Raw genomic sequence first — 26,766 nt, 5'->3', positions numbered from 1 at the left:
TCGCCTTCAGTCGCGATAGTATCGCGATATGTGGCGTGTGACACACTTGCAAGCGGGTGCTTGCAATAGTTAGCACGACTGCGGCAGCATCGGACACATGGCCTCGATACACGTCGGCAACCTCGGTGAGTTCCTGCGGGAGCAGCGGCGCAGCGCGCGGCTCAGCCTGCGGCAGCTGGCCGATGCCGCCGGGGTGTCGAATCCGTATCTGAGCCAGATCGAGCGCGGGCTGCGCAAGCCCAGCGCCGAGATCCTGCAGCAGCTCGCGAAGGCGCTGCGGATCTCCGCCGAGACGCTGTACGTGCAGGCGGGGATCCTCGACGAGCGCCGGGCCGACGGGGTGGCGGACGGGTTGGCGGTGCACTCCGCGATACTCACCGATCCGGCGATCAGCGAACGGCAGAAGCAGGTGCTGCTGCAGATCTACGACTCCTTCCGCAAGGAGAACGCGCGCGACGACACGGGCGGGCACGCGGAGGAGGACCAGACGAACGGGGACGCCCCGCGGCCGGACGGCGGGCGGGGCGAGGGCGACGGGAAGCCCGCCAGCGACCGGAGGAGAACGACATGACCATCACCGACGACGTACGCAAGACGCTCAGCGACCCGACGCCCCTCTACGCCGTCGCCGGCACCGCCGACCTGGCGCTGGAGAAGCTGCGCGAGGTGCCCGCGCTGGTGGAGCGGCTGCGGGCGGAGGCGCCGGAGCGGCTGTCCGCGGTGCGGGAGACCGACCCGCGCGACGTGCAGGAGCGGGTGTCGAAGCAGGCCAAGGAGGCGCAGGCGAAGGTCGCCGAGCGGCTCGACGGGCTGGACACCGACATCAAGAAGCTGCGGGAGACCGCGCAGGACCTCGCGCTGCAGGGCGTGGGCCGGGCCGCCGAGTACGCGGTGAAGGCCCGGGAGACCTACGACGAGCTGGCCGAGCGCGGCCGCGGCGCGGTCGCGGAGTGGCGCGGCGACACCGCCGACGCGGTGCAGGTGACCACCGAGATCATCCGGCCCCGCGAGGACGGGGACGCCGCCGGCAAGGACGCCGGGGCGGCGGTCGGCGGCGCGGCTGCCGGGGGTGCGGGGGCCGTCCGCGACGAGCCGGCGGACGAGAAGCCCGCCGCCGGGTCCGCGGCGACGGGGACCGGGAAGCCCGCCGCCAAGAAGGCCGCCCCGCGCAAGACGGCGGCCCGCGGCACCGGCCGGACCGGCGCCAACGGCACCGCGAAGAAGTCCGCGACGAAGAAGACCCCGAAGTCGGAGTCCTGAGCGCCGGGCCCCGGGCACACATCGCGTGCCCGGGGCGTTATCCGGGTACGGTGTCTGCGCCGGATCCCTGAACCACTCAGTCGGACTATTAGGCGGTGGACCGCGTGCTCGTCTCTGGCTTCTACTCGCTCCTGGGCCTGCTCAGCCTTGCCCTGACCGTGTTCGCCGGCGCGGCCCTGATCCTGGCGGCCGTGGCCCGCGAGGACGCGTACCGGGCCGCTGACAAGAACACCAAGCAGTTCTGGCTGATCATCCTCGGCGTCGGCTTCGCCGTGATGGTGATCTTCCCGATCATGTCGTTCCTGCCGATCATCGCGCTGATCGCGACCATCGTCTTCATGGTGGACGTCCGGCCGGCGCTCAGGCAGATCGGCGGCGGCCGGCGCAGCGGGGGCAGCAGCTCCGACGGGCCCTACGGCCCGTTCAACGGGCGCTGACCCCGCCGGCGGTCACGGCCGCCGGTCCCCGGGCCCGCGCGGGCCCGGGGGGCGGTCCAGCAGGAGCACCGCCACGTCATCGGTGAGGTCGCCGCCGTTGAGCGCGCGGGCCTCGGTGACCGCGCCGTGCAGCAGGTCCTCGCCGCCCAGGCCCCGGTCCAGCAGGCTGCCGACCAGCGAGAGCATGCCCTCCTGGCCGAGCCGGCCGCGGCCCGGGCCGGTGCGGCCCTCGATGAGGCCGTCGGTGTAGAGCATCAGGCGCCACGCGCCGCCCAGGTCCACCTGCTGACGCGGCCAGCGGGCGTGCGGCAGCAGCCCGAGCGCCGGGCCGCCGAGCTCCTGCGGCAGCAGCCGCGGGCGGCCGCCCGGGGCGGCGACCAGCGGGGCCGGGTGGCCGGCGAGGTAGAGGCCGGCGCGGCGGGCGTCGGGGGAGATGTCGACCGTGCACATGGTGGCGAATATCTCGTCGTCGGCCCGCTCGTTCTCCAGCACCTGCTGGAGGGTGGCCATCAGCTCGTCGCCGACGAGGCCGGCGAACGTCAGCGCCCGCCAGGCGATGCGCAGCTCCACGCCGAGCGCGGCCTCGTCCGGGCCGTGGCCGCAGACGTCGCCGATCATGGCGTGCACCGCGCCGTCGGGGGTGCGGACGGCGTCGTAGAAGTCGCCGCCGAGCAGCGCCCGGGTGGGGGTGCCGCCCGCGGAGGGCAGCGGCAGGCCGGGGCGGTAGCAGGCGGCGAAGCCGAGGCCGGAGCCGGCGAGCAGCGGCGTGGGCAGCAGTCCGCGCTCCAGCCGGGCGTTCTCCTGGGCCCGCAGCCGCGAGGCGGTCAGCCGGCTCTGCGTCAGGTCGGCCCGCTTGCGCTCGACCGCGTACCGGATGGCGCGGCCCAGCACCCGGCCGTCCAGCTCGCCGCGGAAGAGGTAGTCCTGCGCGCCGACGCGGACGGCCTCGGCGGCCAGCTCCACGTCGTCCTCGTCGGTGAGCGTGAGCACGGCGTGCGCCGGCGCCATGGCCAGCACCGCGTGCAGCGCCGCCAGCTCGTCGCCCACGTCGCCGGGGCCGGCCCCCTCCTCGGGGGCCGCGCCGCTCCCCTCGCCGGGCACGCTCAGGTCCAGCAGGATGCAGTGCACGTCGGGGCCGAGCAGCCGCTCCGCCTCGGTGAGGTTCCGCGCGGTGCGCACCCGGATCCGCTCCCCGTGGCGGCCGGCGCCGGCCTGCTCCAGCATCCGCGCGACGCCGGGCCCGCCGCCCGGCTCCGCCTCTATCAGCAGCAGCGTCAGCGGCTCCGGCACCGCGCGCGGGCGCGCGGGCGGCTGCCCGGCGGGCGCCGGCGCGGTCGCCGAGCGCTGCGCCGGCAACGGCACGTGCGGCTGCGGCGACGGCGCGTGCCCGGACGGCGGCAGCGGGTGCCGCCGCCGCGGTGCGGCGTGCGCGTCGGTCACCCCGGCACCGGGGGCGGACTGGTCGGGTCCGCCGAGCGGGCCGGGGGCCGGAAAACGCCCGGGTGCGGGCATTGCTCTTCCTTCCCTCCCCCCGAGGGTGACGGCCGGCGCGAACGCGCCCGCGGCCGTGTACGGCGGTCCCCGCTGTCTGAGGCGCTGCCCGCAGCGAAACCGCCAAGGAGGGACCCTAGCGTGATCACCCGCCGGTACGGAACGGTCGAAGGGCCCGGAACACCCCCGCCCGTCCGGCCCTTTGCCCTGTTCACAGGGGCCACGCCGGGCCGGGCCACGCCGCATCCGGCGGGTGCCGCGCATGACGCAGATCACGCGTCCGGGCGCACGACGGCCTTGATCGGCATGGTCCCCGCGCCGGCCACGGTCACCTGCCGGCCGGGCCGCGGCGCGTGCACGATCGCGCCGTCACCGGCATATATGCCGACGTGGCTGGCGTCGGAGTGATAGATGATCAGGTCGCCCGGGCGCATTTCGCGCACGTCGATCCGCGGCAGCCCCGCCAGCTGGGTCTGCGAGGTCCGCGGGATCCGCACCCCGGCCGCCTCCCACGCGCGCATCGTCAGCCCGGAGCAGTCGAACGTGTCGGGCCCCTCGGCCCCCCACACGTAGTCCTTGCCGAGCTGGTCGGTGGCGTACGCGAGGGCCTTCCGGCCGGCGGGCGTCGCCTTCGCGTCGATCTCCGCCAGGATCCCGGAGTCCAGCCAGCGCGCCTGCGACTCCCGGGCCCGCTGCCGCTCCAGCCGGCGCAGCCGCTCCCGCTCCTCGGCCCTGAGCCTCCGCTCCAGCTCCTTCGCCTCGGCCAGCCGCTCCTCTATCTTCTCCTTCGCCCGGCCCTTCGCCTCGCGGGTGCGCTCCAGCCGCTCGTACGCCCCGGCGGCGTCCTCCGCATACCCGTCCAGGCGCTGCCGCGCGCCGGTCACCTCGGTGATCAGCCGCCGCTGGGCGTGCTGCCCCTTGCGGGCCAGCCGCAGGTCGTCGACGAACTCCTCCGGATCGTCGCTGAGGAGCAGCCGCGCCTCCAGGGGCACCCCGCCGCCGCGATACTGCGCCCGGGCCAGCGCGCCCGCCTCGTCCTTCAGCCCGGCCAGCCGCCGGCTCGCGGCGGCCGCCCGGCGGTCGAGCCGCTCGGCCTTCTCCCGCTGCCTCTCCGCCTTGCCCGCCGCCTCGTTGTACGCGTCCGTGGCGGCCTCCGCCTCGCGGTACAGCCGCTCGACGCGGGCGTGCACCTCCTCGACCGTCGGCTTCGGCTCCGCCCCCGCGGACGGCACCAGCAGCGGCGCGAGCAGCGCCAGCAGCCCGGCCACGGCCCAGGCGACGCCCCTGCGCCGGCGCCTGCCCGCCGCCCGCGCTCCCCCGAATTCGCGCATGCCTCTTCCCCCGTTCCCCCTCGCGTGCCCGCAACTCCCCGGGGCTCTGGCCAGCACCGGGCGTTCACACGTCTCGGATGCTGCCACATCCGGCGCACCCCCCGCGGCCCTCGTCCACAGAGCTGTGGATAACCGGGCGAGGAGTTGCAACACACCCGCGACATACGGCGGTCCGGGTGCGTCCCCGCGGCGTCCCACCGGAGGGCACCGGGCCGCGGGAGAACGGCGGCGAAGGGGGTTTTCAACGTTGTAACCACCGTCTACGGTGTCCGCCATGCCTCGTCGAATCCCCCACACGATCGCCTTGATCCTCGGTCTCGCCGCCACGCTGCTCCTCGCGCAGTACGCGGCCCCCGGTCAGGCCGGCGCCGCCACCGGCACCAAGCTCCGCGACGGCACCGGCCTCTACCCGCGCGCCCTCCGCCTGGAGCACAGCGGCACCGCCAACGGCCGCGTCCTCGCCTCGGTCGTCACCTTCGACGGCAACAACGGCCTCGGCGCGATCTACGAATCCACCGACGACGGCGGGAGCTTCACCCAGGTCGGCACGGTCGCCGACCCGGACGCGGCGGGCGGCCAGGGCCTGTGCTGCGCCACGCTCTACGAGGTGCCGCGGCAGGTGGGCGGCCTGCGGGCCGGCACGCTGCTGTGGGCGGCCTCGGTCGGCCAGGACGAGGCCGACCGCCGCATGGCGCTACGGGTCTTCATGAGCACGGACACCGGCCGCTCGTGGTCGTACCTCTCGACGATCGCGACGGCTCCGGACGACCGGGGCCTGTGGGAGCCGGAGTTCTCGATCGACGCCTCGGGCGCCCTGGTCGCCCACTACTCGGACGAGACCGACCCGGCCCACAGCCAGAAGCTGGTGGCGGCCCGCACGACGGACGGTGTCACCTGGACCGGCCACCACGACACCGTCGCCTCCACCCTCGCCTCCGACCGCCCCGGCATGGCGGTGGTGCGGAAGCTCCCGAACGGCAGCTACTTCATGTCGTACGAGATCTGCGCCGCGGCCGGCCAGTACGTCTGCGTCGTCCACTACCGCACGTCCGCCGACGGCTGGGACTGGGGCGACCCCGCGCACCTGGGCTTCCGGCCGGAGACGGCCGACGGCAAGTACTTCAAGCACGCGCCCAATCTGGCCTGGGGTCCGGAGCCGGGGAATCCGGACGGGCGGCTGTACCTCGTCGGCCAGGTCCTGCACCACGCCGACGGCTCCCGAGCGGCGGGCAGCGGCCGCACCGTATGGACGAACTCGGACAACGGCAGCGGCGCCTGGCAGGAGATCGCCGCTCCGGTGGCGGTCGAGTCGCAGACGGTCGACTACTGCCCCAACTACAGCTCGGCGCTGCTGCCGTCCGCGGACGGCGGCCGTCTGCTCGAAATCGCCACGGACTACGAGGGCTCGGTGTGCAAGCCGTACTACGCGACGGGGGCCACCGCGCGGTAGCGACCGGACTCCCCCCGGGCCCGCACCACGCGGCGGCCGTACGCGCGGCGGCCCCCGGGGAGTGCGGCGCGGCGGCCGGCGCTGCTGCGCCGGCCGCCGCGTGCTTCGTCGCGGGCGTCGCCTAACCGGCGGCGTTCTCGCGGACGCCGGCGGTGAGGGCGTTCTGGTGCTTCCACGACGTGAGGTGCTTGAAGATCACCTCGCCGAAGGCCGGCGCGGTCGGGTCGTCGGTCCAGCCGCCGAGCAGTTCGGAGCCGACGGCCAGCCAGTTCACCGGGACGGCCCCGGCCTGCACCAGCCGCATCACCGCGGCGTCGTGGGTCTCCCTGGTGGTGGCGGCCGAGGCGTCGACGACGACGTAGACCTCGTAGCCGCGGTCGAGGGCGGTCAGGGCGGTCAGTGCGACGCAGACGTCGGTCTGGATGCCCGCGACGATGAGCCGCCGGCGCCCGGTCGCCTCGACGGCCGCCGTGAACTCCTCGTCGCCGAACGCGTCGAACACCGGACCGCGCTTGATGACGGGGTGGTCACCGAGGGCGGCGAGAAGTTCCGGGTACAGCGGGCCGGCGGGGCCGTCGTCGGGCCCGTTCGTGACGACCAGCGGCACGTCGAAGACCTTCGCGATCTCGGCCAGCGCGAGGGCGCCGTCGAGGGTCTCCTCGATCGGGTGGGACCTGGTGAGGTTGGAGAAGCCGACCGCGTGGTCGACCAGGACTATCGCGCTGTTGTCGGCGGAGAGCGGTGCGCGTGCCATGTGCGTGTCCCTTCGTCGGGCCGCCGCCGGCGCGGCGGACTTCCGAATTAACATGTCTGCGCAGACAGATATTCCGGGAGACGGACCGGGTCCGGCGCGACACCCGGCACCCGGCGGCACCCGGCCGTGGCGCGTCCCGCCGTCAGCGGCAGCCGCAGCCCGCCACCGCCGCCGCCATCCGGTCCAGCGCCTCGCCCGCGCCCGCGCGGTCCGTCGCGCCCATCGTGAAGAACGCGAACGCCAGCAGCCGCCCGTCCGCGTCCACGACCGTCCCCGCCAGCGAGTTCACCCCGGTCAGCGTCCCCGTCTTCGCCCGGACCACGCCCCGCGCCGCCCCGGCGCCGCCGGCCTCGTCCCCGTAGCGGTTCCGCAGCGTGCCGTTGAACCCCGCCACCGGCAGCCCGGTCAGCAGCGGCCGCAGCTTCGGGCGGTCCGGGTCCGCCGCCGTCACCAGCAGCCGGGCCAGCAGGTCCGCCGAGACCCGGTTGTCGCGGCTGAGGCCGCTGCCGTCCGCGAACCGCGCCCCGCGCACCGGCAGCCCCAGCTGCTTCAGCTGCCCCGCGACCGCGCGCCCCGCCCCCTCGAAGCTCGCGCTCCGCCCCGCCGCTATGGCCGTCTGCCGGGCCAGGGCCTCGCCGAGGTCGTTGTCGCTGTGCGTCAGCATCCGCTCGGTCAGCTCCGCCAGCGGCGCGGAGTACGTCGTCGCCAGCTCGTCCGCCGCCTCCGGCACCCGCGCGGCGCGCGGCTCGCCCGCGACCCGTACGCCCGCCTTGCGCAGCGCGGCGGCGAAGGCGTCCGCCGCGTCCCGCGCCGGGTCGGTGGCGCGGGGCGCCGGGCCGTACCGGGAGTCGTCGAGGCGGGCCTCATCGACCATCAGCGGGGTGACGGGGGCGATGTTCTCGTTGGGCCCGATGTCGTGCAGGACGTCGCCGGCGTACGCGGTGGCGTCGTACCGTACGGCCGTCTTCCGCACCCCGTCCTTCTTCAGCTCCCGCGCCGTGTCGCGCGCGAGCCCCGCCAGCCGCTTCGCGGACAGCGTGGGGTCGCCGCCGCCGACGAGGAAGACCTTCCCGTCGGCCGTGCAGGCCGCGGTCGGGATGCGGTGGTCGGGGCCGAGGGCGGTGAGGGCGGCGGCGCCGGTGGCCAGCTTGACCGTGGAGGCGGGGACGACGCCGGTGCTCTCGCGCGCGCCGTACAGCGCGCGGCCCGAGGCCACGTCCCACACCGCCGCGGTGCTCGTCGGGCCCAGCGCGGGGTCTTCGAGCAGCGGCGCCAGCTCCCGGGCCAACCCGGCCCCGGTCGGCGGCGAGCCGACGGGCCGGGTGCCGTCCTGCGGGCCGAGCGGGGTCAGCACCCGCGGGGCGCCCGCGGCGGCGCCGCGGGGGCCGTCGCCGGGGGCGCCGCCCGCGGGCACGCCGTCGGCGGCGCCGTGATCCGCGTCACCTGTGCGGCCTTCGGCGGCGTCGGCGCGGGCGGCGGTCCGCCTCTCGGCCGTACGCTGACCCGAGTCCCAGGGCCCCGCCGCGGTGATCGCACCGGCGGCGAGGACACCGCCCAGCGCGCCGGACGCGGCCACCAGCCGCACCGTACGACGGGTGTGCAGGGGCTGCGCCTCCCACCGCCGGGTCCAGTGCCGTGCCCAGCGGGCGGCCTTCCGCCGTGCCACCGCGACCCCGACCCCGACCCTCACCAGGGACCAGCCCCTTTCGCCACCACCCCGCTGCGTGGGGGACACTTAATCATCTGAACCATGCTGATCTTGAAGGAGAGCCACCCGTGGAGTTCGACGTCACCATCGAGATCCCGAAGGGTTCGCGGAACAAGTACGAAGTGGATCACGAGACGGGCCGGATCCGCCTGGACCGGCGGCTCTTCACCTCGACCAGCTACCCCGCAGACTACGGCTTCATCGAAGGCACGCTCGGAGAGGACGGCGACCCGCTGGACGCGCTGGTCCTTCTGGACGAGCCGACGTTCCCCGGATGCCTCATCGCGTGCCGCACGATCGGCATGTTCCGGATGACGGACGAGGCCGGCGGCGACGACAAGGTGCTGTGCGTCCCGGCGCACGACCCGCGGGTGGAGCACCTCCGCGACATCCACCACGTGTCGGAGTTCGACCGGCTGGAGATCCAGCACTTCTTCGAGGTCTACAAGGACCTGGAGCCCGGCAAGTCCGTCGAGGGCGCCAGCTGGGTGGGCCGGCAGGACGCGGAGGCGGAGATCGAGGCGTCCAAGAAGCGCCTGGAGGCGGCCGGCGGCCACCACTGAACGCGCGGTAACGGCGCGGACGGCCCCTAGAACCCGCGGGTGCGCTTCGCGCCCCGCCGGGCGGGGGCCGTCTTCATGCCCGGCCGCTTCATGAAGAGACGCGCGATCTCGCTGCCCAGGTTCACCCCGATCGCGATCGCCAGCGCCAGCGCGGCGGCGGTCAGCAGCGCGCGGCCCCCGCGGTTCAGCTCGTCCTGGGCGAAGCCCAGCAGGCCGAAGTACGTGGCGCTGCCCGGCAGCAGCGGGCCGATGGCGGCCGTGATGTACGGCAGCGCGGAGACGAACCGGTAGCGCGAGAGGAGCTGGCCGAAGAGCCCGACGAGCCCGGCGGCCAGGACGGTCCCCAGCACCGGCGACTTGTCCGCCTGGTCGGCGATGACCGCGTAGATCAGCCAGGCGACGCCGCCGTTGAGGGTCACCGCGATCACGGTGGAGCGCTCCTGCTGCAACAGCACCGAGAACGCCAGCGTCAGCAGCATCGCGGCGAACAGCGAGATCACCGGCCGCTCCTGCCGGTGCAGCGCGGCGTCCGGGCTCAGTTCGGCGCCGAGCTGCACGCCCACGTAGAGCACGATCAGCACGCCGACGACGATGCCGACGACCAGATAGAGGACTTCCAGCAGGCGGGCGGAGGCGGTGATGTAGTAGCCGGTGAGGCCGTCCTGGACGGCGGCGACCAGGGCGCGCCCGGGGATCAGCGCGAAGAGCCCGCCGGTGATGACGGCGGAGGGCTGGGCGTCGATCTCGGCGAGGTTGAGCGCGACGCCGACCGCCGCCGGGGCCATCGCGGCGGCCACGAACTGGTAGAACTCCGGCAGCCCGCGCCCCGCCGCCAGCCACGCCAGCCGGTCGCCGAGCATCGCGCCGAGCGCCGCCGCGCAGAACACCAGCGGCCCGCCGCCCACCAGGGTCGCCGCCGCACCGGACAGCCCGCCGCTGGCGACGGTGAGGGCCCACTTGGAGTACGGGTGGCGGTTGCGGCGGATCTCGGCGAGGCCGCGGTACGCCTCCTCCAGGCTGACGGCGGCGTCCTCGTCGACGATGGCGTCGATGAGGCGGTAGACGGCGGCGAGCCGGGTGTAGTCGGTGCCGCGGCGGCGCACGGTGCGGCTGAGCGTGACGGGGTCGTCGACCAGGGACGGCTGGTAGGTGACCGTGAGCAGGGTGAAGGTGACGGTCGGCTCGCAGCGGTCCAGGCCGAAGGCGTGGGCGATGGCGAACATCGCGGCCTCGACGTCCTCCGCGCCCTCGCCGCCGGCGAGCAGCAGTTCGCCGATGCGGAGGGTGAGGTCGAGCACGCGCGGCACCGGCAGCGCGGTCTCCTCGGTGGGGGAGAGCATCCGCTCCGGCGTCGGGCGCTCGGTCACGGGCGTACGCAGCATGACCCGCATCCGGTCCTGCCACGGCGTCGTACGGGACAGCGGGCCGGTCGCCGGAGCGGCGGGCCCGGCGCCCCCGCCGGCCGTCCCGGCGGCGGCCACGGGGCCGCCGCGCGGGGGTGTGAAGCCGGAGCCGGCGCCCGGGTCCTCGGCGACGGGCCCGCCGAGGCCCGGGGGGCGGGCGAACTCGGAGGTCGTCTGCCCGTCTTCGGGCGGTGGCGGGGGCGGCAGGGGCACGCCGAACGGCGGCGTGAACGCGCTGTGCGCCTCGTCGGACTGCGGCCTGTCCTCACCGTTATCCGGCTCGGGCTCCTGACCCACTGGACCATCACCCCCCGCGGACGTGCCGAAAGGTTTACGCCCGCGAGCATAAGTCGGCCGCATGAAGAACGCCCCCGGGGGGTCGGGAGAGTACGGCAGCACGGCGGCACGTCGGGTCAAGTCGTACAAACGGGGCGCCACTGGCGTGCGGCGGGGGCGCCCCCCGCGGCGGGAGCGCCGTCGCCCGCGCCCGCGGGCGCGGCCCGCCACCTGCTCGTACGCGCCGTAGCGCGGCCGGCGCGGGGGGCGCCGCCCCGCGCCGGCGGCACCGGAGAGACGCCCTAGCGCCCCAGGCGCCGGTAGCGGCGCACCGCCAGCGGGAAGAACACCGCGAGCAGCGCCAGCGGCCACGCCACCGCCAGCAGCACCGGGTGCTGCGCCGCCCACGAGTCGCCGGTCCAGCCGGGATTGCCGAACAGCTCGCGGATCGCGCCCGCGGTCGCCGACATCGGGTTCCACTCCGCGACGGCGCCCAGCCAGCCCGGCATCGTCTCCGGCGAGGTGAACGCGCTGGACAGGAACGCCACCGGCCACACGAGGATCTGCACCGCCTGCACCATCTCCGGCTTGCCCGCCACCAGGCCCAGGAAGATCCCGGCCCACAGCATCGCGAACCGCAGGAGCAGCAGCAGCCCGAACGCCGCCAGCGCCTCCGCCCACGTGCCGTGCCAGCGCCAGCCGACCGCGAGCCCCGCGCCCGCCATCGCGGCGAGCCCGAGCACCGACTCGGCCATGTCGGTGAGCGCCCGGCCGACGAGCACCGCGGACGGCGCCATCGGCATCGCGCGGAAGCGGTCCACGACGCCCTTGCCGAGGTCGGAGGTGAGGGAGACCATCGTGGCCTCCAGGCCGAAGGACATGGCGAGCGCGAGCATGCCCGGCACCAGGTACTCGCGGTAGCTGGCGCCGCCGGGCACGGCCATCCCGCCGCCCAGCAGGTACGTGAACACCACCAGCATCATCACCGGGAAGACCAGGCTCACCACGGCCTGACCGGGCTGCCGGGCCCAGTGCGCGAAGCCGCGCCCGGTCATCGTGAGCCCGTCGGCGACCGCCCACCGCAGCCGGGCGGAGGCGGTGCGCGCGGGCGGCGGCGCGGGCGGGGGCGGGGGCGGGACGTCGAGGGTCGTGGCGGTCGTCATACGGCGCTCCCTTCCGCTACGGCGCGCGCCCGGCCGGCGGCGCCGCCGTCCCCACCCGGCCCCGGATCCGGATCCTGCTCCGGCTCCGGATCCGGCTCCGGTTTCCGGCCGGTCAGGTGCATGAACACCTCGTCCAGTGTCGGCCGGCGCAGCGACACGTCCTCCGCCGCCACCTCCGCCGCGCCCAGCCCCCGCACGGTCTCGGCCAGCGCCGCCATCCGGTCGGCGACCGGTGCGCTGATCCGCCGCGCGTCGGCGTCGACCTCGACGTCGTCCTCCGCGACCCGGGCGGCCATGCCGACGACCGCCGCGGCGGCGCGCAGCCGCTCCGCGTCCCGTACGACGACGTCGATGCGGTCGCCGCCGAGGCGGGCCTTGAGCGCGTCGGCCGTGCCCTCGGCGACGACGCGGCCGTGGTCGACGACGGAGACCCGGTCGGCGAGCTGGTCGGCCTCCTCCAGATACTGAGTGGTCAGCAGCACGGTGGTGCCGTCGCCGACGAGCGAGCGGACCGCCTGCCACACCTCCGTGCGGCCGCGCGGGTCGAGGCCGGTCGTCGGCTCGTCGAGGAAGAGCACCCGCGGCCGCATGATCAGGCTCGCGGCCAGGTCGAGCCGGCGCCGCATGCCGCCGCTGTACTGGCCGACCGCCTTGTCCCCGGTCCCCTCCAGGCCGAACTGGGCCAGCAGCGCCGCCGCCCGCCGCCGGGCGCCGGCCCGGCCGAGGTGGTAGAGCCGCCCGAACAGCTCCAGGTTCTGCCGGCCGCTGAGCACCTCGTCCACGGCGGCGTGCTGGCCGAGCAGCCCGATGCGGTAGCGGACCTCGTCCGGGTCCCGTACGGCGTCGTGGCCGGCGACGCGCGCGGTGCCGGCGTCCGGGCGCAGCAGGGTGGCCAGGATCCGTACGGCCGTGGTCTTGCCCGCGCCGTTGGGGCCGAGCACGGCGTGCACCGTGCCCGCGGGGACCGCGAGGTCCAGGCCGTCGAGCGCCGCCTTCGCGGCGCCCTTCTTTCCGTAGGTCTTGCGCAGTCCTTCGGCGAGGATCGCCGTCATACGCCTCCTCCGCTCCTCCGGTAGTCAAATTTGACCACCGGACCCGAAGGTATCCCCGCCGCCGCGGTTAGTCAAACTTGATTAATGACCCTCCCGCGCCGGCGGACCGTCCGGGCTGGTCGCCATGCCGGCCCACGGGTCGCCCTCGCCGGCCATCACGTACGCGCCGCCCTCCAGCCGCCCGATCAGGGCGCGGGTCCACGCGGCGCCGGCCTCGGCGGTGTGCAGCCAGAGCCGCATGATCTCGCCGATGTGCCCGAAGTCCTGGTCGTCCTGGGGCGAATAGTGCAGCAGGACCTGGGCCCGCCACTCCTCCATGGCCTCCAGCCGCTCCTTCAGCAGCGCGACGGCCTCGGCGCGCGGCAGGTCGACGAGGAAGCCGACGCCCGCGGTGAGGAAGTCGATCTTCTCGTCGTAGCGGCGCAGCGCCTCGCGCAGCAGCCGGAAGTACGCGGCGTCGCCCTCGTCCGTCAGCTCGTACTCGGTGCGCGGCGGGCCGCCCGCCGTGCTGGGCGCGACCTCGTGGGCGACCAGCAGGCCCTGCTTGGCCATCTGCTTGAGCGCGTGGTAGATCGAGCCGGGTTTGACGTTGGACCACTCGTGGGCGCCCCAGTACTCCAGGTCGGCCCGGACCTGGTACCCGTGCGTCCGGCCGTGCCGGCGGACCGCACCCAGGACCAGGAGGCGAGTCGCGGACAAGGGGCCTCCTTGCGTGTCGCGGAGAGTTGTGGCCCCAGCCTAGTCAACCTTGACTACCAGCGGCGACGGGGGCACGGCCGCCGCCCGCGCCGACACGGCACGGGCCGGGGCCTCCCCGCGCGGAGGCCCCGGCCCTGCGCCGGTCCGGTGCGGCGGTCCGGCGGTCCAGCGGTACGGCGGTACGGGTCAGTGCCCGCCGGCGTACACGCTGCGGCAGAAGCTCGCCATCTGCTCGTCCGTCAGCCCCTTGGTCAGGTCCGCCTCGCTGATCAAGCCGACCAGCCGGTGGTCCTCGATCACCGGGACGCGGCGCACCTGGTGCTGCTCCATCGTGCGCAGGACCTCCTCGACCGGGGCGCCGGCGTCGACGTACACCGGACGCCCGCTGGCCAGCTCGCCGGCCATGCAGGTCGTCAGGTCCCGGCCCTGGGCGACGCACTCCACCACGATGTCGCGGTCGGTGATCATGCCGGCGAGCTTGCCGTCCTGGCCGCACACCGGGAGCACGCCCACGTCCATGGAGCGCATCTTCGCGGCGGCGGTGGCGACGGACTCGGTCGAGTCGATGCACTCGCAGCCTTCGTGCATGAGGTCGCGGGCGTTCCTTGCGGTGGTGGGAGCGGTCATCACGGGTCTCCTGTCGGGTGGGGTACGGGAGGGAGGTCCGTCTCCGTCATGCTCCGGGTCCCCTGCCGCGCGGGCGATACACCCGCCGCCGAACGGGTGAACCGCCCGGGAACGGCGCCCGCGGCCGCTCAGAAGGGGAACTGCGTGCGCCCGTGCTGGACGGAGATCCACTTCAGCGTGGTGAAGGCGTCGACCGTCGCCTCCCCGTTCAGCCGCCCGACCCCCGAGCCCTTCTCCCCGCCGAACGGCACCAGCGGCTCGTCCTGGATCGTGCCGTCGTTGACGTGCACCATCCCCGTCTCGATCCGCCGCGCCAGCCGCACGCCCCGCTCCAGGTCCCCGGTGTGCACCGCGCCGCTCAGCCCGAACGGGGTGTCGTTGACGATCCGTACCGCCTCGTCCTCGCCCGAGAACGGCACCACGAACGCCACCGGCCCGTAGAACTCCCGCCGCAGCAGCTCGCTGCCGGCCGGCAGCCCGGTCAGCACCGTCGGCCAGACCAGCGTGCCGTCCGTACGCCCGCGCAGCAGCGCGGTGGCGCCCGCGGCGAGCGCGGCGTCGACCTGGGCGGCGAGGTCGGCGGCCTCGCGGGCGCCGATGAGCGGGCCGAGCTGGGTGGCGGGGTCGGCGGGGTCGCCGACGGTGAGCGCGCCGGCCCGGGCGACGAACTTCTCCGTGAACTCGTCCAGCACCGCCCGGTCCACCAGCAGCCGGTTGGCGGCCATGCAGACCTGCCCCTGGTGCGCGAAGCGGCTGAAGACGGCGGCGTCCACGGCGTAGTCGACGTCGGCGTCGGCGAGGACGACGATCGCGGAGTTGCCGCTCATCTCCAGCACGGTCCGCTTGAAGTGCCGGGCGGCGACGCCCGCGACGTGCCGCCCGGCCTCGGTGGAGCCGGTGAACGACAGCACCCGCGGCACCGGGTGCTCGATGAAGGCGTCGCCGATCTCGGCGGTGTCGGTGACGACGACGTTCAGCAGCCCGGGCGGCAGCCCGGCGTCCTGGAGCAGCCACGCCAGCAGCGTGCCGCCGACGACGGGCGCGTAGCGGTGCGGCTTGAGCACCACGCCGTTGCCGAGGGCGAGGGCGGGCGCGACGGACTTCGCGGCCAGGAAGAGCGGGAAGTTGTACGAGCTGATGACGCCGACGACGCCCACGGGGAGCCGGTGGACGCGGTTCTCCTTGCCGGGCGTCGGGGACGGCAGCACCCGGCCCTCGGCGCGCAGCGCGTACGACACGGACTCGCGCAGCACGTCCCGGGTGAGCGCGATCTCGAACGCGGCCTTCAGCCGGGTGCCGCCCAGCTCCGCCACGATCGCCCGGGTGATCTCCTCCTCGCGCTCCTCGACCAGCCGCAGGGCGCGTTCGAAGACGAGCCGCCGCTCGTACGGCGAGCGCTCCGCCCAGAGCCGCTGCGCGCGCTCCGCGGCCCGGTACGCGGCGTCCACCTCGGCGGCGGTCGCGACGGTGATCGCCGCGAGCTGCTCGCCGGTGTACGGGTCGAGGTCGATGACGTCCCACGAGCCGGCGCCGGGGCACCACTTGCCGTCGACGTACTGCAGGGCGAGGTCGGAGAAGAGAGACATGAGCGAGGCTGCACCCCTGCGCACGGCGGACGGCGGGCACGGCTGTGACCGCTGATCCGTCATCGTACTGGTGCGCGAGCGCGCCCGGTCTACACCTCTCGGACGATCCGGTGCAGCAACTCCCTCGACTCGGCCTCGTCCTGGGCGGCGACCCGGAGCAGGTCCATGGCCTTCGCGTACGTCGCGACGTCCTCCGGCTTGTCCAGGTACAGCGCGCTGGTCAGGTGCTCCACGTAGACGACGTCGGAGAGGTCCTCCTCCGGGAAGCGCAGGATGGTGAAGGCGCCGGAGTCGGGGGTGTGGCCGTGCTGCGCCAGCGGGATGATCCGCAGCGACACGTTCGGCATCTCGGAGGCGTCGAGCAGGTGTTGCAGCTGCTTGCGCATCACCTGCCGGCCGCCGTACGGGCGGCTCAGGGCGGCCTCGTCGAGCACCGCCTTGAGCTGCGCGGGATGCTCGGCGTACAGCCGCTTCTGGCGCTCCAGCCGGGCGCCGACCCGCTTGTCCGCCTCGACGGGCGAGGTGGGCAGGCCCGCGGTGACGACGGCGTGCGCGTACTCCTCGGTCTGCAGCAGGCCGTGCACGAACTGCACCTCGTACACGTCGATCCCGGCGGCGGCCGACTCCAGTCCCACGTAGGTGGGGAACCAGCCCGGGAGCACGTCGCTGTAGCTGTGCCACCACCCGGCGGTGTTGGCCTCGCTGACGAGGCCGACGAGGGCGTCGCGCTCGGTCTGATCGGTCACGCCGTACAGCGTGAGCAGGTCCTCCACGTCTCTGCTCTTGAAACTCACCCGGCCCAGCTCCATCCGGCTGATCTTGGATTCCGAGGCCCTGATCGCGTATCCGGCGGCGTCGCGCGAGATCCCCTGTTCCTCCCGCAGCCGTCTGAGCTGCGAGCCCAGCAGGATACGGCGCACGACCGATCCGCTTGATCCGTCCACGGCCATCGGAGCCCTCCACCCACCTCGGCGACATGGCACTTACAAGGACATGGCACTACGAGCGCGCCCCCGGCGCCACCGAGCCATACTGCCACCACTCGGTACCCTTGCGTGCCCGAACGGTTACTCAATCGAGAAAATCTTGCTCGGCAATGCTCATGAAACGGTGATTTGCTAGACATTCCTCGCTCGTGCACGTGCATCTGCCCTTGCATCTGCCAAAGGCATTCGGAACCATAGGCATCCGCACGGTGACGACAGACAACGCACGCGACTGGGGAGTGCCGCGCATGGGGACCGAAGCAGCAGCCGTGCTCGCGCCCTTATGGCGAGGGCTGCCCCCGCTGGACTCCGGCTCCGTCGACGGTGCCGCGTCCTGTGCGATATCCGGCAGCCACGAATCCGTAAGCGGCGCGCGCGCCTTCACGCACACCACGCTCCGGCACTGGGAGCTGACCCACCTCAGCGACGACGTCGCGCTGGTCGTCTCCGAGCTGGTCACCAACGCGCTCCGGCACGCCCTGGCCGGCCGCGAGGGGCGGGACCCGGCGGTGCGGCTGCACCTGATGCGCTGGGCGTCGCGGCTGGTGTGCGCCGTACGCGACCCGAGCACCGCGAGCCCGGTGGCCGGGGTGGCCGACGTGGGCGCCGAGTCGGGCCGCGGGCTGTACCTGGTCGACTCCTTCAGCGACAGCTGGGGCTGGCACCCGCTGGACGGCACGCTGCACGGCAAGGTGGTGTGGGCGGTGTTCCACCTGCCGCCGGCGGCGGAGGCCGTCGACTGACGGCCCGTACGGCCAGGACAGCCAGTACAGCCAGTACAGCCAGTCACAGCTACACAGCCGGTTACGGCTACGGCCGGTAGAGCCCGTACGCCCCGCCGCCCGGCCGCGGCCGCACGCGCGCCCGCTCCCACCGCTGCTTTCCCTTCCGCGGCGCCGCCGCGCGTGCCCGCCGTACGTCCCGTACGTCCGTGCGCAGCGGCGATGACGCATGGCTGCGCCCTGGATACGGGGTGATTCACGCTCCGAAACCGTTCGCGGACGGAAAGGGAGCGATGGCATTCCATACGGATCGGGGGTGTGTCCCGATCGCCGCCGACGACGGCGATATCCCGGCCCGGGATCCGTAGGACAGCCGGCTGCCATGGGGCCCCGAAGGGGCGGCGGAAGCGCGCGGGCAGCCGGGAAATGGGGGGTGGTCAGTCAGCTACGAGATGGTCGAACTCTCCGTCCTTGATGCCCAGCAGCATCGCCTCCACCTCGGCACGGGTGTAGACGAGCGCGGGTCCTTCGGGAAATCTGGAATTGCGAACGGCTATCTCACCGCCGGGGAGTTTGGCGAACTCGACGCAGGAACCCTGCGAGTTGCTGTGCCGGCTCTTCTGCCAGGCGGCGCCGTGAAGATCTCTGGCCGCAATGCCGTTGTATGCGTGGGCCACAGCGCTTCTCCAAGGTGGTTGCCAATGTCAACTGTCGGGGATCATAGCTGTGTTGGCGGCTAGGTGCACGCGCAAATGCACGTGCACACAGCGTGCGCGCTTGATTCCGATCAGGCGTCCACCAAGGTCATCCCCCGAGGGTTCAACGCACGGGGCGGTACCCGTTAGTTCCCGGCGCGGCCATATTTACGGGCGGATGCTGCTCACCACGTTCGCCGTGGCCTCCAGGCCGGACTGAATCGTCGGGGCCACGGTGGTGCCGGAGAGATAGAAGCCGAGGAGCACGCAGACCACCGCGTGCGAGGTCTTCAGCGAGCCGCTGCGCAGGAACACCACCGCCAGCACGAGGAGCAGCAGCACGACCGACACCGACACGGCCATCTGATCACCGGTCCCCGGGTTCGCCGTCCACATACGAGGCAGTCTGTCCCACCCGTACCCCTCGTCCCGCGCGAGGCGTGCCCGCCATTCGGGTGGTACGAGGGCCGTCCGGGGCGGGCGGGGGCGCGGCGCGCGCCGTGCGGTGGTGGGCGCGCCCCCGGGCCGTAAGACTGGGCCGTACCGTCCACCGCACCCCCCGTCGACGGGACGACGATGAAGAAGCAGGAGCTGGCCGACCTCGACGCCCACTGGCGCGCCCTCAACTACCTCGCCGCGGGGCAGATCTACCTCACCCGCAACCCGCTGCTCACCGAGCCCCTCACGCCCGGCGACATCAAGCCGCGGCTGCTCGGCCACTGGGGCACCTGCCCCGGCCTCAACCTCGTCTACACCCACCTCAACCGCGTCATCCGCGCCCGCGACCTCGACGCCGTCTGCGTCTGGGGCCCCGGCCACGGCGGCCCCGCCGTCTACGCCGGGGCGTGGCTCGACGGCAGCTACGGGGAGGTGCACCCCGACGTCTCGCGCGACGCGGCCGGGATGGCGCGGCTGTTCCGGCAGTTCTCGTTCCCCGGCGGCACGCCGAGCCACGTCGCGCCGGTGGTGCCCGGGTCGTTCCACGAGGGCGGCGAGCTGGGCTACTCGCTGGCGCACGCCTACGGCGCCGCCTTCGACAACCCCGGGCTCGTCGCCGCCTGCGTCGTCGGCGACGGCGAGGCGGAGACCGGGCCGCTGGCCGGGTCGTGGCACGCGGACAAGTTCCTCGACCCCGTGCACGACGGCGCGGTGCTGCCCGTCCTGCACCTCAACGGCTACAAGATCGCCGGGCCCACCGTGCTCTCCCGCATCCCGCAGAGCGAGCTGGACGAGCTGCTGCGCGGCTACGGGCACGATCCCCTGCACGTCGGCGGGGACGCCTCCTCCGAGGACACAGCGCGCGTGCACCGGGACATGGCCGCGGCCATGGACACCGCGCTCGACCGGATCGCCGAGTTCCAGCAGGCCGCGCGCGCCCGCGGCGGGCGGGGGACGCGGACCCGGCCCCGCTGGCCGATGATCGTGCTGCGCACCCCCAAGGGCTGGACCGGGCCTAGGTACGTCGACGGCACCCCGGTCGAGGGCACCTGGCGCTCCCACCAGGTGCCGCTGCCCGAGGTGCGCGAGAACCCCGAGCACCTGGCGGAGCTGGAGCGGTGGCTGCGCTCGTACGAGCCGGAGAAGCTCTTCGGCGCCGACGGGCGGCCCAACGGGCAGGTCCTCGCCTGCGTGCCGCACGGCGACCGCCGCCTCGGCGCCAACCCGCACGCCAACGGCGGCCGCCTGCTGCGCGCGCTGCCGCTGCCCGGGCCCGAGACGTACGCCGTCGCCGTCGACCGGCCCGGCACCCGGCTGCACGAGCCGACCCGGGTGCTCGGCGCCATGCTGCGGCAGGTGATGGCGGACACCGCCGGGCGCCGCGACTTCCGGATCTTCGGCCCGGACGAGACCGCCTCGAACCGGCTCCAGGAGCTGTTCGAGGTCACGGACCGGGCCTGGCAGGCGGCGACCAAGCCGACCGACGAGCACCACGGGCCGCACGGCCGGGTCATGGAGGTGCTCTCCGAGCACCTGTGCCAGGGCTGGCTGGAGGGGTACGTCCTGACCGGGCGGCACGGGCTGTTCTCGTCGTACGAGGCGTTCGCGCACATCGTCGCGAGCATGGCGGCGCAGCACATCAAGTGGATCCGGACCGCGCGCGAGGAGCCCTGGCGGGCGCCGGTCGCCGGGCTCAACTACCTGCTGACCTCGCACGTCTGGCGGCAGGACCACAACGGCTTCAGCCACCAGGACCCCGGCTTCGTGGACCACGTCCTCAACAAGAGCCCCGACGCCGTACGGGTCTACCTGCCGCCGGACGCCAACACCCTGCTGTGCGTGGCCGACCACGTGCTGCGCACCCGCGACGTCGTCAACGTCGTCGTCGCGGGCAAGCAGCCGTCGTTCGACTGGCTCACGCTGGAGCAGGCCCGTGCGCACTGCCTGCGCGGCGTCGGCATCTGGGAGTGGGCCGGCACCGAACGCCCCGGCGAGGCGCCGGACGCGGTGCTGGCCTGCGCCGGGGACGTGCCGACGCAGGAGGTGCTGGCCGCGGCGGCGCTGCTGCGCGCGCACCTGCCGGAGCTGGCGGTGCGGGTCGTCAACGTCGTCGACATCGCCCGGCTGATGCCGCACGAGGAGCACCCGCACGGCATGACGGCGCGGGAGTTCGACTCCGTCTTCCCCCGGGACACCCCGGTGATCTTCGCCTACCACGGCTATCCGTGGCTGATCCACCGGCTCGCCTACCGGCACGCCGCGCACGACCAGCTGCACGTGCGCGGCTACAAGGAGATGGGGACGACGACCACGCCGTTCGACATGGTCGTGCGCAACGACCTCGACCGCTACCGGCTGGTGATGGACGTCATCGACCGGGTGCCGGGCCTCGCCGTGCGGGCGGCGGTGGTGCGGCAGCGGATGGAGGACGTACGGGGCAGGCACCACGACTGGATCCGGGAGCACGGGACGGACCTGCCGGAAGTGGCGGACTGGACGTGGCCCGGCTGAGGGCCGGACCGGGCAGCGGCGCAGGGGCCGGGGCGGCTCCCGGCCGGCGCGGCTTTCGCGCCGGCCGGCCGGGAGCCGCCCGGGGGCCGTCAGCCGGCGCCGATCTGTACGTCCTCCAGGATGCCGAGCGCGTCGGGGACGAGCACCGCGGCGGAGAAGTAGGTGCTCACCAGGTAGGAGATGATCGCCTGGTCGCTGATGCCCATGAACCGCACGTTCATCCCCGGGCGGATCTCGTCCGGCAGCCCCGTCTGGTGCAGCCCGACCACGCCCTGGTCCGCGTCACCGAGCCGCATCGCGATGACCGAGCTGGTCCCCTCGGGGGCGATCGGGATCTTGTTGCACGGGAGCAGCGGGATGCCGCGCCAGTTGTTGACCTCGCTGCCCAGGTACTCCGTACGCGGCGGGTAGATGCCGCGCTTGTTCCACTCCCGGCCGATCGACGCGATCGCGCGGGGGTGCGCCAGCAGCACGTGCGTCTGCCGGCGGCGGGAGATCAGCTCGTCCAGGTCGTCGGGCGTGGGCGGGCCCGAGCGGGTACGGATGCGCTGCTTGAGGTCGGCGTTGTGCAGCAGGCCGAACGAGCGGTTGTTGACCAGCTCGTGCTCCTGGCGCTCGCGCAGCGCCTCGACGGTCAGCCGCAACTGCTGCTCGACCTGGTTCATCGGCTCGTTGTAGAGGTCGGCGACGCGGCTGTGCACGCGCAGGACGGTCTGGGCGACCTCCAGCTCGTACTCCCGGGGCGTCAGCTCGTAGTCCACGAACGTGCCCGGCAGCTCCGCCTCGCCGCGGTGGCCGGAGGCCAGCTCGATCTCGGCCTCGCCCTTGCCGTTCTGCCGCTGCGCCGGGATGGCGCGGAACGCCTCCAGGTGCTCGCGCAGCCCCGGCGTCTGCGCCAGCAGCTCGTCGAGGGCGCCGCGGGCGAGGACCAGCACCGTGCCGCGCGTGGTGGCGCGCAGCGTGAACGACCAGGTGTCGTCGGCGGTGAGGAGCACGTCCCCGCCGGCGTAGTCGCCGTCGGCGAGGACGCCGAGGACGGTCTCGTCCCCGTACTTCCCCGCGCCGACCCGCTCCAGCCGCCCGTGCGCGACCAGCACCACCTGGTCCGCCGCCGCCCCCGCGGCCACGACCGCGTCCCCCGGCGCGATCTCCCGCTGCTCGAACCGCCCGGCCAGCGCCGTCAGCACCTCTTCGTCCTCGAACCCGCGCAGCGGCGGCAGCTCGCGCAACTCCTGCGGGATGACGCGCACCTGGTCGCCCACGGAGGTGAACTCGACCTGCCCGTCGCCGAGGGTGTGGGTGAGGCGCCGGTTCACCCGGTACGCCCCGCCCTTGACCTCCGTCCAGGGCAGCACCTTGAGCAGCCAGCGGGAGGAGATCCCCTGCATCTGCGGGGGCGTCTTGGTGGTCGTCGTGAGGTTCCGCGCGGCGGCGGTATCGAGGCTGAGGCGGGCGGGGGGTTCGACGGACGCGGACGTTTCTTCTGGCGTGGTCGTCATGGCACCGAAGCTATGCTTCGCCGCAAAGCGGCAGCAATCGCTCGAAAGAGTAGGAGTATCCGCCCGGGTTGCTGGATAGAACTGCCGCTGCCGCAGTGTCTTACCTGAGTGTGACGGAGGGCGTGGCAGCACCCGGTGAGCCGGGCCGGCGACCCTAGGCTCGCCGGCATGCGCGTACTCGTCACCGGCGGCGCCGGGTTCATCGGATCGCACGTGGTCTCCGCCCTCGCGGAGCGGGGGCACGAGGCGGTGGTGCTGGATGTGAGAGACCCCGGGGACGTACCGGACGGGCCGGGCCCGGGCGCCGCGTACGTGCGCGGTGACGTACGGGACCGCGAGACCGTCGCGGCGGCGCTCGCCGGGGCCGACGCCGTCTGCCACCAGGCCGCGATGGTCGGCCTCACCGAGGACTTCGCGGACGCGCCGGCCTACGTCGGCGTGAACGACCTCGGCACCGCCGTGCTCCTCGCCGCCATGGCGGCGGCGGACGTGCGGCGGCTGGTGCTCGCGGGGTCGATGGTCGTGTACGGGGAAGGCCGCTACGACTGCCCCGCGCACGGCACCGTACGGCCCCGGCCGCGGGCGGCGGCGGACCTCGCCGGCGGGCGCTTCGAGCCGCGGTGCCCGCGCTGCGGCGCGGAGCTGCGGGCGGGGCTGGTGGCGGAGGACGCGCCGGCGGACCCGCGGAGCGTGTACGCGGCGACGAAGCTGGCGCAGGAGCACATCGCGGGGGTGTGGGCGCGCGTCACCGGCGCGCGTGCGGTGTCGCTGCGCTACCACAACGTCTACGGCCCGGGGATGCCCCGGGACACCCCGTACGCCGGTGTCGCCTCCTTCTTCCGCTCGGCGCTGGAGCGGGGGGAGGCGCCGCGGGTGTACGAGGACGGGGCGCAGCGGCGGGACTTCGTGCACGTACGGGACGTCGCGGAGGCCAACGTCCGGGCGCTGGAGGCGGTGTACGGGGACGACCGGGCCGGGGCGGGCGCCGGGGGGCTCACGGCGTACAACGCGGGCAGCGGGGACGTGCACACCGTCGGGGAGCTGGCGACGGCGCTGGCGGCAGCGTACGGAGGGCCGGCGCCGGTGGTCACGGGCGAGTACCGGCTGGGGGACGTGCGGCACATCACGGCGGACTCGGCGCGGCTGCGGGCGGAGCTGGGGTGGCGGCCGGTGGTGGGGTTCGAGGAGGGGGTGACGGAGTTCGCGAAGTCGCCGCTGGCTGCGGCGGCTCCGGCGGCCCCGGCGGCACCGGCGGCCCCCTGACGGTCAGCCCGGGGCCGTGGGGAGGATGACCTCGAAGCGGCAGCCGCCCGGCACGTTCCGTACCTCCGCGCGCCCGCGGTGCGCCTCGACGATCCCCCGCACGATCGCCAGCCCCAGCCCGGCCCCCGCCGGCGGCACGGGCGTACGCGCGTGGTTGCCGCGCCAGCCGGTGTCGAAGACCCGGGACAGGTCCTCCTCCGGGATGCCGCCGCACTGGTCGGTGACCGAGACGACCACCCCCGCGCCCGCCCGGGCCCGGACGGCGACCGCGACCGTGCCGTCGGCGGGGGTGCGGCGGATGGCGTTGACGAGGAGGTTGCCCAGCACCCGGGTCATCTCCTTGCCGTCGACCTCCACCGGCACCGCGGCGGCCGGCTCCGGCGCCGGCGGCTCGCCGACGAGCCGTACGCCGTGCTCGCGCGCCAGCGGATCGGCGCCGGCGAGGGCGTCGCCGACGAGTTCGTACACCGACATCCGCGTGGGGGCGAGGGCGAGGGCGCCCGCGTGGATGCGGGACAGCTCGAAGAGGTCGCCGACCATGGCGTCGAGGCGCTCGGTCTCGGCGCGGATCTGGCGGTGGTAGCGGCCGGGGTCGGCGGCCACGCCGTCCTCCAGCGACTCCGCCATGGCGCGCAGCCCGGCCAGGGGCGTACGCAGGTCGTGCGAGATCCAGGCGACCAGCTCGCGCCGGGAGGCGTCCAGCGCCCGCTCCCGCTCCCGCGACGCCGCGAGCCGCCCGGCGGTCGCGGCCAGCTCCCGGCTCAGCGCGGCCAGCTCGGCGGTGGCGCCGCCGGCGGGGGGCGCGAAGGAGCCGCCGTCGGCGAAGGCGTCGCCGAAGGAGCGGGTGGCCGCCGCCAGCGCGTTGCTGCGGGCGACGACCCAGCGGCCGAGGAGGACGGCGGTGGCGAGGGCGACGACCGCGGCCATGAGGATGACGATGCTGACGACGGTGAGGTCGTGGCCGGACAGGAACATCGCGTTGGCCACGGCGAGGGTGCCGAGGAGCATGGCGGTGACGGCGGTCGCGGCGACGACGGAGACGGAGACGACGAGGGAGCGGTTCCGCAGGAGGCGCAGGGCGACGGCGCCGAGGACGCCGGCGACGGCGGCGCCGAGGAAGGCGAAGGCCGCCATGAGGAGGATGTCGTTCATGGGTGTCCGCCCGGGGCGGGGTCGGTGCCGGAGCCGGAGCCGGTGTCGGTGTGGGTGTGGGTGTGGGCGGCGTGCTCGGGGCCGGTGCCCGGAGCGGGGGCGGGGGCGGGCGGTGCGTCGAAGCGGTAGCCGACGCCCCAGACCGTGGTGAGCAGCCGCGGCCGGGCCGGGTCGTCCTCGACCTTGCCGCGCAGCCGCCGCACGTGCACGGTCACCGTCGACAGGTCGCCGAACTCCCAGCCCCACACGTCCCGCATCAGCTCCTCCCGGCCGAACACCCGCCCCGGGTGCCGCAGGAAGTGCGCGAGCAGGTCGAACTCCCGCAGCGTCAGCGCCAGCTCGGCCCCGTTCTTGGCGGCCCGGCGCGCCGGGGGGTCCAGGGTGAGCCCGGCGCCGCGCAGCTCGCCGCCGTGGGGGCCGCCGCGGGGCTGCGCCGGCGTGACAGCGCGGCTCCGGCGCAGCACCGAGTCCACGCGCAGCACCAGCTCGCGCGGGCTGAAGGGCTTGGTGACGTAGTCGTCGGCGCCCAGTTCGAGGCCGAGGATGCGGTCGTCCTCGTCGCCGCGGGCGGTGAGCATGATCACCGGTACGGGGCGCTCCGCGCGCAGCCGCGCGCAGACCTCCAGGCCGTCCATGCCGGGCAGCATGAGGTCGAGGACGACGAGGTCCGGCCGGCCGGCGTCGGCGACGGCGAGCGCCTGCGGGCCGTCGGCGGCGCGGTCGACGGCGTAGCCGGCGCGGTCGAGGTAGCCGGCGACGACCTCGGCGACGGTGGGGTCGTCGTCGACGACCAGCACGCGGGCCGGGCTTCCGGGTGGCCGGGACCGGCCAGAGGGGACGGAGTCCATGCTGCCAGCGTGGCACGGGTGGGGTCGGTGGGCAGAGGCCGAACGGATGGCGACCGGCGACGTCCGTGATTCGTAAGAACCTTGCGTCCGTTATGTTCTTTTTGCGCTCGTAGGGTGGTGGCCATGACCGACGTCGTACTCCCCTGTCTGGACGAGGCCGCCGCGCTGCCCTGGGTCCTGTCCCGCATCCCCGCCGGCTGGCGCGCGATCGTGGTCGACAACGGCTCCACGGACGGCTCCGGCGACCTCGCCCGCGAACTCGGCGCCACCGTCGTACCCGAGCCGCAGCGCGGCTTCGGCGCCGCCTGCGCGGCGGGCCTCAGGGCGGCCACGGCCGAGCTGGTCTGCTTCTGCGACTGCGACGGCTCCCTGGACCCCGGCCTGCTGCCCCGGCTCACCGAGCGGGTCGCCGCGGGCACCGCCGACCTCGTCCTCGGCCGCCGCCGCCCCACCGCCCGCGGCGCGTGGCCGCTCCACGCCCGGGCGGGCAACGTGGCGCTGGCCCGCATGCTGCACCGCCGCACGGGGGTGCGGCTGCACGACCTGGGCCCGATGCGGGCCGCCCGGCGGGCGGCGCTGCTGGAGCTGGCGGTGGCGGACCGGCGCAGCGGATATCCGCTGGAGACGGTGGTGCGCGCCGCCGACGCGGGGTGGCGGATCGCCGAGCTGGACGTGCCGTACGCGCCCCGGACGGGGCGGTCGAAGGTGACGGGGACGTGGCGGGGGACCTGGCACGCGGTCCACGACATGCGGGGTGTCCTGCGGACGGCCCCGGCGGGCGCGGAGTCGCCCCCCGGCGCGGGTCCCGGGGCGGGCCCGGGTGACGCGGCGGGCCCGGGCGCGCCGACCGGC

At 74.5% G+C, this 26,766-nt stretch carries 24 protein-coding genes and 1 pseudogene; 9 read left to right on the top strand and 16 right to left on the bottom strand.

Annotation, left to right across the window (positions count from 1 at the left end; translation table 11 throughout):
* Nucleotides 1–97: 97 nt before the first annotated feature.
* The 3 genes from ACHZ99_RS29585 (at nucleotide 98) to ACHZ99_RS29575 (ending at nucleotide 1,697) form a co-directional block, all read left to right on the top strand.
* The gene (locus ACHZ99_RS29585) at nucleotides 98–571 is read left to right on the top strand and encodes a helix-turn-helix domain-containing protein (RefSeq protein WP_420307879.1); all 474 of its coding nucleotides are present in this window, start codon (nucleotides 98–100) and stop codon (nucleotides 569–571) included.
* Complete coding sequence (locus ACHZ99_RS29580; RefSeq protein ID WP_420307878.1) at nucleotides 568–1,260, top strand: hypothetical protein; 693 nt, start codon at nucleotides 568–570, stop codon at nucleotides 1,258–1,260. Before ACHZ99_RS29585 ends, ACHZ99_RS29580 begins: the two co-directional genes overlap by 4 nt.
* Nucleotides 1,261–1,364: 104 nt before the next feature.
* Nucleotides 1,365–1,697 carry a DUF2516 family protein gene (locus tag ACHZ99_RS29575; protein ID WP_420308028.1) on the top strand — a complete coding sequence of 111 codons (333 nt, stop codon included), beginning with the start codon at nucleotides 1,365–1,367 and terminating at the stop codon, nucleotides 1,695–1,697.
* Nucleotides 1,698–1,709: 12 nt separating this feature from the next.
* On the opposite strand, the gene ACHZ99_RS29570 is transcribed toward ACHZ99_RS29575, so the two are convergent.
* Together ACHZ99_RS29570 and ACHZ99_RS29565 are read right to left on the bottom strand one after the other, a co-directional pair.
* Nucleotides 1,710–3,209, bottom strand: coding sequence for a PP2C family protein-serine/threonine phosphatase (locus ACHZ99_RS29570; RefSeq protein ID WP_420307877.1), 1,500 nt, complete (start codon nucleotides 3,207–3,209; stop codon nucleotides 1,710–1,712).
* Nucleotides 3,210–3,460: 251 nt separating this feature from the next.
* Nucleotides 3,461–4,519, bottom strand: coding sequence for a C40 family peptidase (locus tag ACHZ99_RS29565; protein WP_420307876.1), 1,059 nt, complete (start codon nucleotides 4,517–4,519; stop codon nucleotides 3,461–3,463).
* A gap of 274 nt (nucleotides 4,520–4,793) precedes the next feature.
* Between ACHZ99_RS29565 and ACHZ99_RS29560 the strand changes: the two genes are divergently transcribed.
* Nucleotides 4,794–5,969 carry a sialidase family protein gene (locus ACHZ99_RS29560; RefSeq protein ID WP_420307875.1) on the top strand — a complete coding sequence of 392 codons (1,176 nt, stop codon included), beginning with the start codon at nucleotides 4,794–4,796 and terminating at the stop codon, nucleotides 5,967–5,969.
* A gap of 121 nt (nucleotides 5,970–6,090) precedes the next feature.
* On the opposite strand, the gene ACHZ99_RS29555 is transcribed toward ACHZ99_RS29560, so the two are convergent.
* Nucleotides 6,091–6,723 (bottom strand): isochorismatase family protein, encoded by a 633-nt coding sequence (locus ACHZ99_RS29555; protein ID WP_420307874.1) that lies wholly within the window; start codon nucleotides 6,721–6,723, stop codon nucleotides 6,091–6,093.
* A 142-nt stretch (nucleotides 6,724–6,865) separates the two neighbouring features.
* Nucleotides 6,866–8,413, bottom strand: a complete 1,548-nt coding sequence (gene dacB / locus ACHZ99_RS29550; protein WP_420307873.1) for a D-alanyl-D-alanine carboxypeptidase/D-alanyl-D-alanine endopeptidase — start codon at nucleotides 8,411–8,413, stop codon at nucleotides 6,866–6,868.
* 86 nt (nucleotides 8,414–8,499) lie between these two features.
* Here dacB and ACHZ99_RS29545 point away from each other — a divergent pair, with 86 nt between their 5' ends.
* Complete coding sequence (locus ACHZ99_RS29545) at nucleotides 8,500–8,994, top strand: inorganic diphosphatase (protein WP_018835994.1); 495 nt, start codon at nucleotides 8,500–8,502, stop codon at nucleotides 8,992–8,994.
* A 26-nt stretch (nucleotides 8,995–9,020) separates the two neighbouring features.
* On the opposite strand, the gene ACHZ99_RS29540 is transcribed toward ACHZ99_RS29545, so the two are convergent.
* From ACHZ99_RS29540 to ACHZ99_RS29510, 7 genes are all read right to left on the bottom strand, one after another.
* Entirely contained in the window at nucleotides 9,021–10,694 is a 1,674-nt protein-coding gene (locus ACHZ99_RS29540) for a threonine/serine ThrE exporter family protein (protein ID WP_420307872.1), read from the bottom strand.
* A gap of 281 nt (nucleotides 10,695–10,975) precedes the next feature.
* Nucleotides 10,976–11,836 (bottom strand): ABC transporter permease, encoded by an 861-nt coding sequence (locus ACHZ99_RS29535; protein WP_420307871.1) that lies wholly within the window; start codon nucleotides 11,834–11,836, stop codon nucleotides 10,976–10,978.
* Complete coding sequence (locus tag ACHZ99_RS29530) at nucleotides 11,833–12,888, bottom strand: ATP-binding cassette domain-containing protein (protein ID WP_420307870.1); 1,056 nt, start codon at nucleotides 12,886–12,888, stop codon at nucleotides 11,833–11,835. The genes ACHZ99_RS29535 and ACHZ99_RS29530 overlap by 4 nt, the downstream gene beginning before the upstream one ends.
* An 81-nt stretch (nucleotides 12,889–12,969) precedes the next feature.
* Entirely contained in the window at nucleotides 12,970–13,587 is a 618-nt protein-coding gene (locus ACHZ99_RS29525) for a PadR family transcriptional regulator (RefSeq protein ID WP_420307869.1), read from the bottom strand.
* 186 nt (nucleotides 13,588–13,773) lie between these two features.
* Nucleotides 13,774–14,214 carry a CBS domain-containing protein gene (locus ACHZ99_RS29520; protein ID WP_420307868.1) on the bottom strand — a complete coding sequence of 147 codons (441 nt, stop codon included), beginning with the start codon at nucleotides 14,212–14,214 and terminating at the stop codon, nucleotides 13,774–13,776.
* 128 nt (nucleotides 14,215–14,342) lie between these two features.
* Nucleotides 14,343–15,800, bottom strand: coding sequence for an aldehyde dehydrogenase family protein (locus ACHZ99_RS29515; RefSeq protein ID WP_420307867.1), 1,458 nt, complete (start codon nucleotides 15,798–15,800; stop codon nucleotides 14,343–14,345).
* Nucleotides 15,801–15,889: 89 nt separating this feature from the next.
* Nucleotides 15,890–16,750 carry a helix-turn-helix domain-containing protein gene (locus ACHZ99_RS29510; RefSeq protein WP_420307866.1) on the bottom strand — a complete coding sequence of 287 codons (861 nt, stop codon included), beginning with the start codon at nucleotides 16,748–16,750 and terminating at the stop codon, nucleotides 15,890–15,892.
* Nucleotides 16,751–17,034: 284 nt separating this feature from the next.
* Here ACHZ99_RS29510 and ACHZ99_RS29505 point away from each other — a divergent pair, with 284 nt between their 5' ends.
* The gene (locus ACHZ99_RS29505; RefSeq protein ID WP_420307865.1) at nucleotides 17,035–17,529 is read left to right on the top strand and encodes an ATP-binding protein; all 495 of its coding nucleotides are present in this window, start codon (nucleotides 17,035–17,037) and stop codon (nucleotides 17,527–17,529) included.
* Nucleotides 17,530–17,945: 416 nt separating this feature from the next.
* Here ACHZ99_RS29505 and ACHZ99_RS29500 read toward each other — a convergent pair whose 3' ends face one another.
* Nucleotides 17,946–18,185, bottom strand: coding sequence for a DUF397 domain-containing protein (locus ACHZ99_RS29500; RefSeq protein ID WP_420307864.1), 240 nt, complete (start codon nucleotides 18,183–18,185; stop codon nucleotides 17,946–17,948).
* A 186-nt stretch (nucleotides 18,186–18,371) separates the two neighbouring features.
* Nucleotides 18,372–18,566 carry a hypothetical protein gene (locus ACHZ99_RS29495; RefSeq protein WP_027753143.1) on the bottom strand — a complete coding sequence of 65 codons (195 nt, stop codon included), beginning with the start codon at nucleotides 18,564–18,566 and terminating at the stop codon, nucleotides 18,372–18,374.
* 213 nt (nucleotides 18,567–18,779) lie between these two features.
* On the opposite strand from ACHZ99_RS29495, the gene ACHZ99_RS29490 reads away from it, so the two are divergent.
* The gene (locus tag ACHZ99_RS29490; RefSeq protein ID WP_420307862.1) at nucleotides 18,780–21,152 is read left to right on the top strand and encodes a phosphoketolase; all 2,373 of its coding nucleotides are present in this window, start codon (nucleotides 18,780–18,782) and stop codon (nucleotides 21,150–21,152) included.
* A gap of 89 nt (nucleotides 21,153–21,241) precedes the next feature.
* Here ACHZ99_RS29490 and ACHZ99_RS29485 read toward each other — a convergent pair whose 3' ends face one another.
* Nucleotides 21,242–22,651 carry a family 2B encapsulin nanocompartment shell protein gene (locus ACHZ99_RS29485; protein ID WP_420307861.1) on the bottom strand — a complete coding sequence of 470 codons (1,410 nt, stop codon included), beginning with the start codon at nucleotides 22,649–22,651 and terminating at the stop codon, nucleotides 21,242–21,244.
* 168 nt (nucleotides 22,652–22,819) lie between these two features.
* Between ACHZ99_RS29485 and ACHZ99_RS29480 the strand changes: the two genes are divergently transcribed.
* Nucleotides 22,820–23,914, top strand: a complete 1,095-nt coding sequence (locus ACHZ99_RS29480; RefSeq protein ID WP_420307860.1) for an NAD-dependent epimerase/dehydratase family protein — start codon at nucleotides 22,820–22,822, stop codon at nucleotides 23,912–23,914.
* Between the two features lie 3 nt (nucleotides 23,915–23,917).
* On the opposite strand, the gene ACHZ99_RS29475 is transcribed toward ACHZ99_RS29480, so the two are convergent.
* Both ACHZ99_RS29475 and ACHZ99_RS29470 read right to left on the bottom strand, forming a co-directional pair.
* A complete protein-coding gene (locus tag ACHZ99_RS29475; protein WP_420307859.1) occupies nucleotides 23,918–25,066 on the bottom strand; it encodes a sensor histidine kinase in 1,149 nt (382 codons plus the stop codon).
* The gene (locus ACHZ99_RS29470; protein WP_420307858.1) at nucleotides 25,063–25,914 is read right to left on the bottom strand and encodes a response regulator transcription factor; all 852 of its coding nucleotides are present in this window, start codon (nucleotides 25,912–25,914) and stop codon (nucleotides 25,063–25,065) included. Before ACHZ99_RS29470 ends, ACHZ99_RS29475 begins: the two co-directional genes overlap by 4 nt.
* A 123-nt stretch (nucleotides 25,915–26,037) precedes the next feature.
* On the opposite strand from ACHZ99_RS29470, the pseudogene ACHZ99_RS29465 reads away from it, so the two are divergent.
* A pseudogene (locus ACHZ99_RS29465) lies at nucleotides 26,038–26,730 on the top strand (glycosyltransferase family 2 protein); the annotation flags it as partial.
* Nucleotides 26,731–26,766: the final 36 nt, after the last annotated feature.

Origin of the sequence: Streptomyces sp. MAR4 CNX-425 (genome assembly GCF_048656465.1) — a bacterium.
Lineage (GTDB): Bacteria > Actinomycetota > Actinomycetes > Streptomycetales > Streptomycetaceae > Streptomyces.
This window is presented reverse-complemented; position numbering and strand designations above follow the sequence as displayed.

What these genes read in the sequence shown, in the direction of transcription:
- ACHZ99_RS29510 (WP_420307866.1), bottom strand. Translation starts at nt 16,750, where the DNA reads ATGGCCGTGGACGGATCAAGCGGATCGGTCGTGCGCCGTATCCTGCTG.
- ACHZ99_RS29585 (WP_420307879.1), top strand. Translation starts at nt 98, where the DNA reads ATGGCCTCGATACACGTCGGCAACCTCGGTGAGTTCCTGCGGGAGCAG.
- ACHZ99_RS29490 (WP_420307862.1), top strand. Translation starts at nt 18,780, where the DNA reads ATGAAGAAGCAGGAGCTGGCCGACCTCGACGCCCACTGGCGCGCCCTC.
- ACHZ99_RS29475 (WP_420307859.1), bottom strand. Translation starts at nt 25,066, where the DNA reads ATGAACGACATCCTCCTCATGGCGGCCTTCGCCTTCCTCGGCGCCGCC.
- ACHZ99_RS29530 (WP_420307870.1), bottom strand. Translation starts at nt 12,888, where the DNA reads ATGACGGCGATCCTCGCCGAAGGACTGCGCAAGACCTACGGAAAGAAG.
- ACHZ99_RS29515 (WP_420307867.1), bottom strand. Translation starts at nt 15,800, where the DNA reads ATGTCTCTCTTCTCCGACCTCGCCCTGCAGTACGTCGACGGCAAGTGG.
- ACHZ99_RS29580 (WP_420307878.1), top strand. Translation starts at nt 568, where the DNA reads ATGACCATCACCGACGACGTACGCAAGACGCTCAGCGACCCGACGCCC.
- ACHZ99_RS29505 (WP_420307865.1), top strand. Translation starts at nt 17,035, where the DNA reads ATGGGGACCGAAGCAGCAGCCGTGCTCGCGCCCTTATGGCGAGGGCTG.
- ACHZ99_RS29485 (WP_420307861.1), bottom strand. Translation starts at nt 22,651, where the DNA reads ATGACGACCACGCCAGAAGAAACGTCCGCGTCCGTCGAACCCCCCGCC.
- ACHZ99_RS29480 (WP_420307860.1), top strand. Translation starts at nt 22,820, where the DNA reads ATGCGCGTACTCGTCACCGGCGGCGCCGGGTTCATCGGATCGCACGTG.
- ACHZ99_RS29520 (WP_420307868.1), bottom strand. Translation starts at nt 14,214, where the DNA reads ATGACCGCTCCCACCACCGCAAGGAACGCCCGCGACCTCATGCACGAA.
- ACHZ99_RS29570 (WP_420307877.1), bottom strand. Translation starts at nt 3,209, where the DNA reads ATGCCCGCACCCGGGCGTTTTCCGGCCCCCGGCCCGCTCGGCGGACCC.
- ACHZ99_RS29555 (WP_420307874.1), bottom strand. Translation starts at nt 6,723, where the DNA reads ATGGCACGCGCACCGCTCTCCGCCGACAACAGCGCGATAGTCCTGGTC.
- ACHZ99_RS29560 (WP_420307875.1), top strand. Translation starts at nt 4,794, where the DNA reads ATGCCTCGTCGAATCCCCCACACGATCGCCTTGATCCTCGGTCTCGCC.
- ACHZ99_RS29470 (WP_420307858.1), bottom strand. Translation starts at nt 25,914, where the DNA reads ATGGACTCCGTCCCCTCTGGCCGGTCCCGGCCACCCGGAAGCCCGGCC.
- ACHZ99_RS29535 (WP_420307871.1), bottom strand. Translation starts at nt 11,836, where the DNA reads ATGACGACCGCCACGACCCTCGACGTCCCGCCCCCGCCCCCGCCCGCG.
- ACHZ99_RS29565 (WP_420307876.1), bottom strand. Translation starts at nt 4,519, where the DNA reads ATGCGCGAATTCGGGGGAGCGCGGGCGGCGGGCAGGCGCCGGCGCAGG.
- ACHZ99_RS29495 (WP_027753143.1), bottom strand. Translation starts at nt 18,566, where the DNA reads ATGGCCGTGTCGGTGTCGGTCGTGCTGCTGCTCCTCGTGCTGGCGGTG.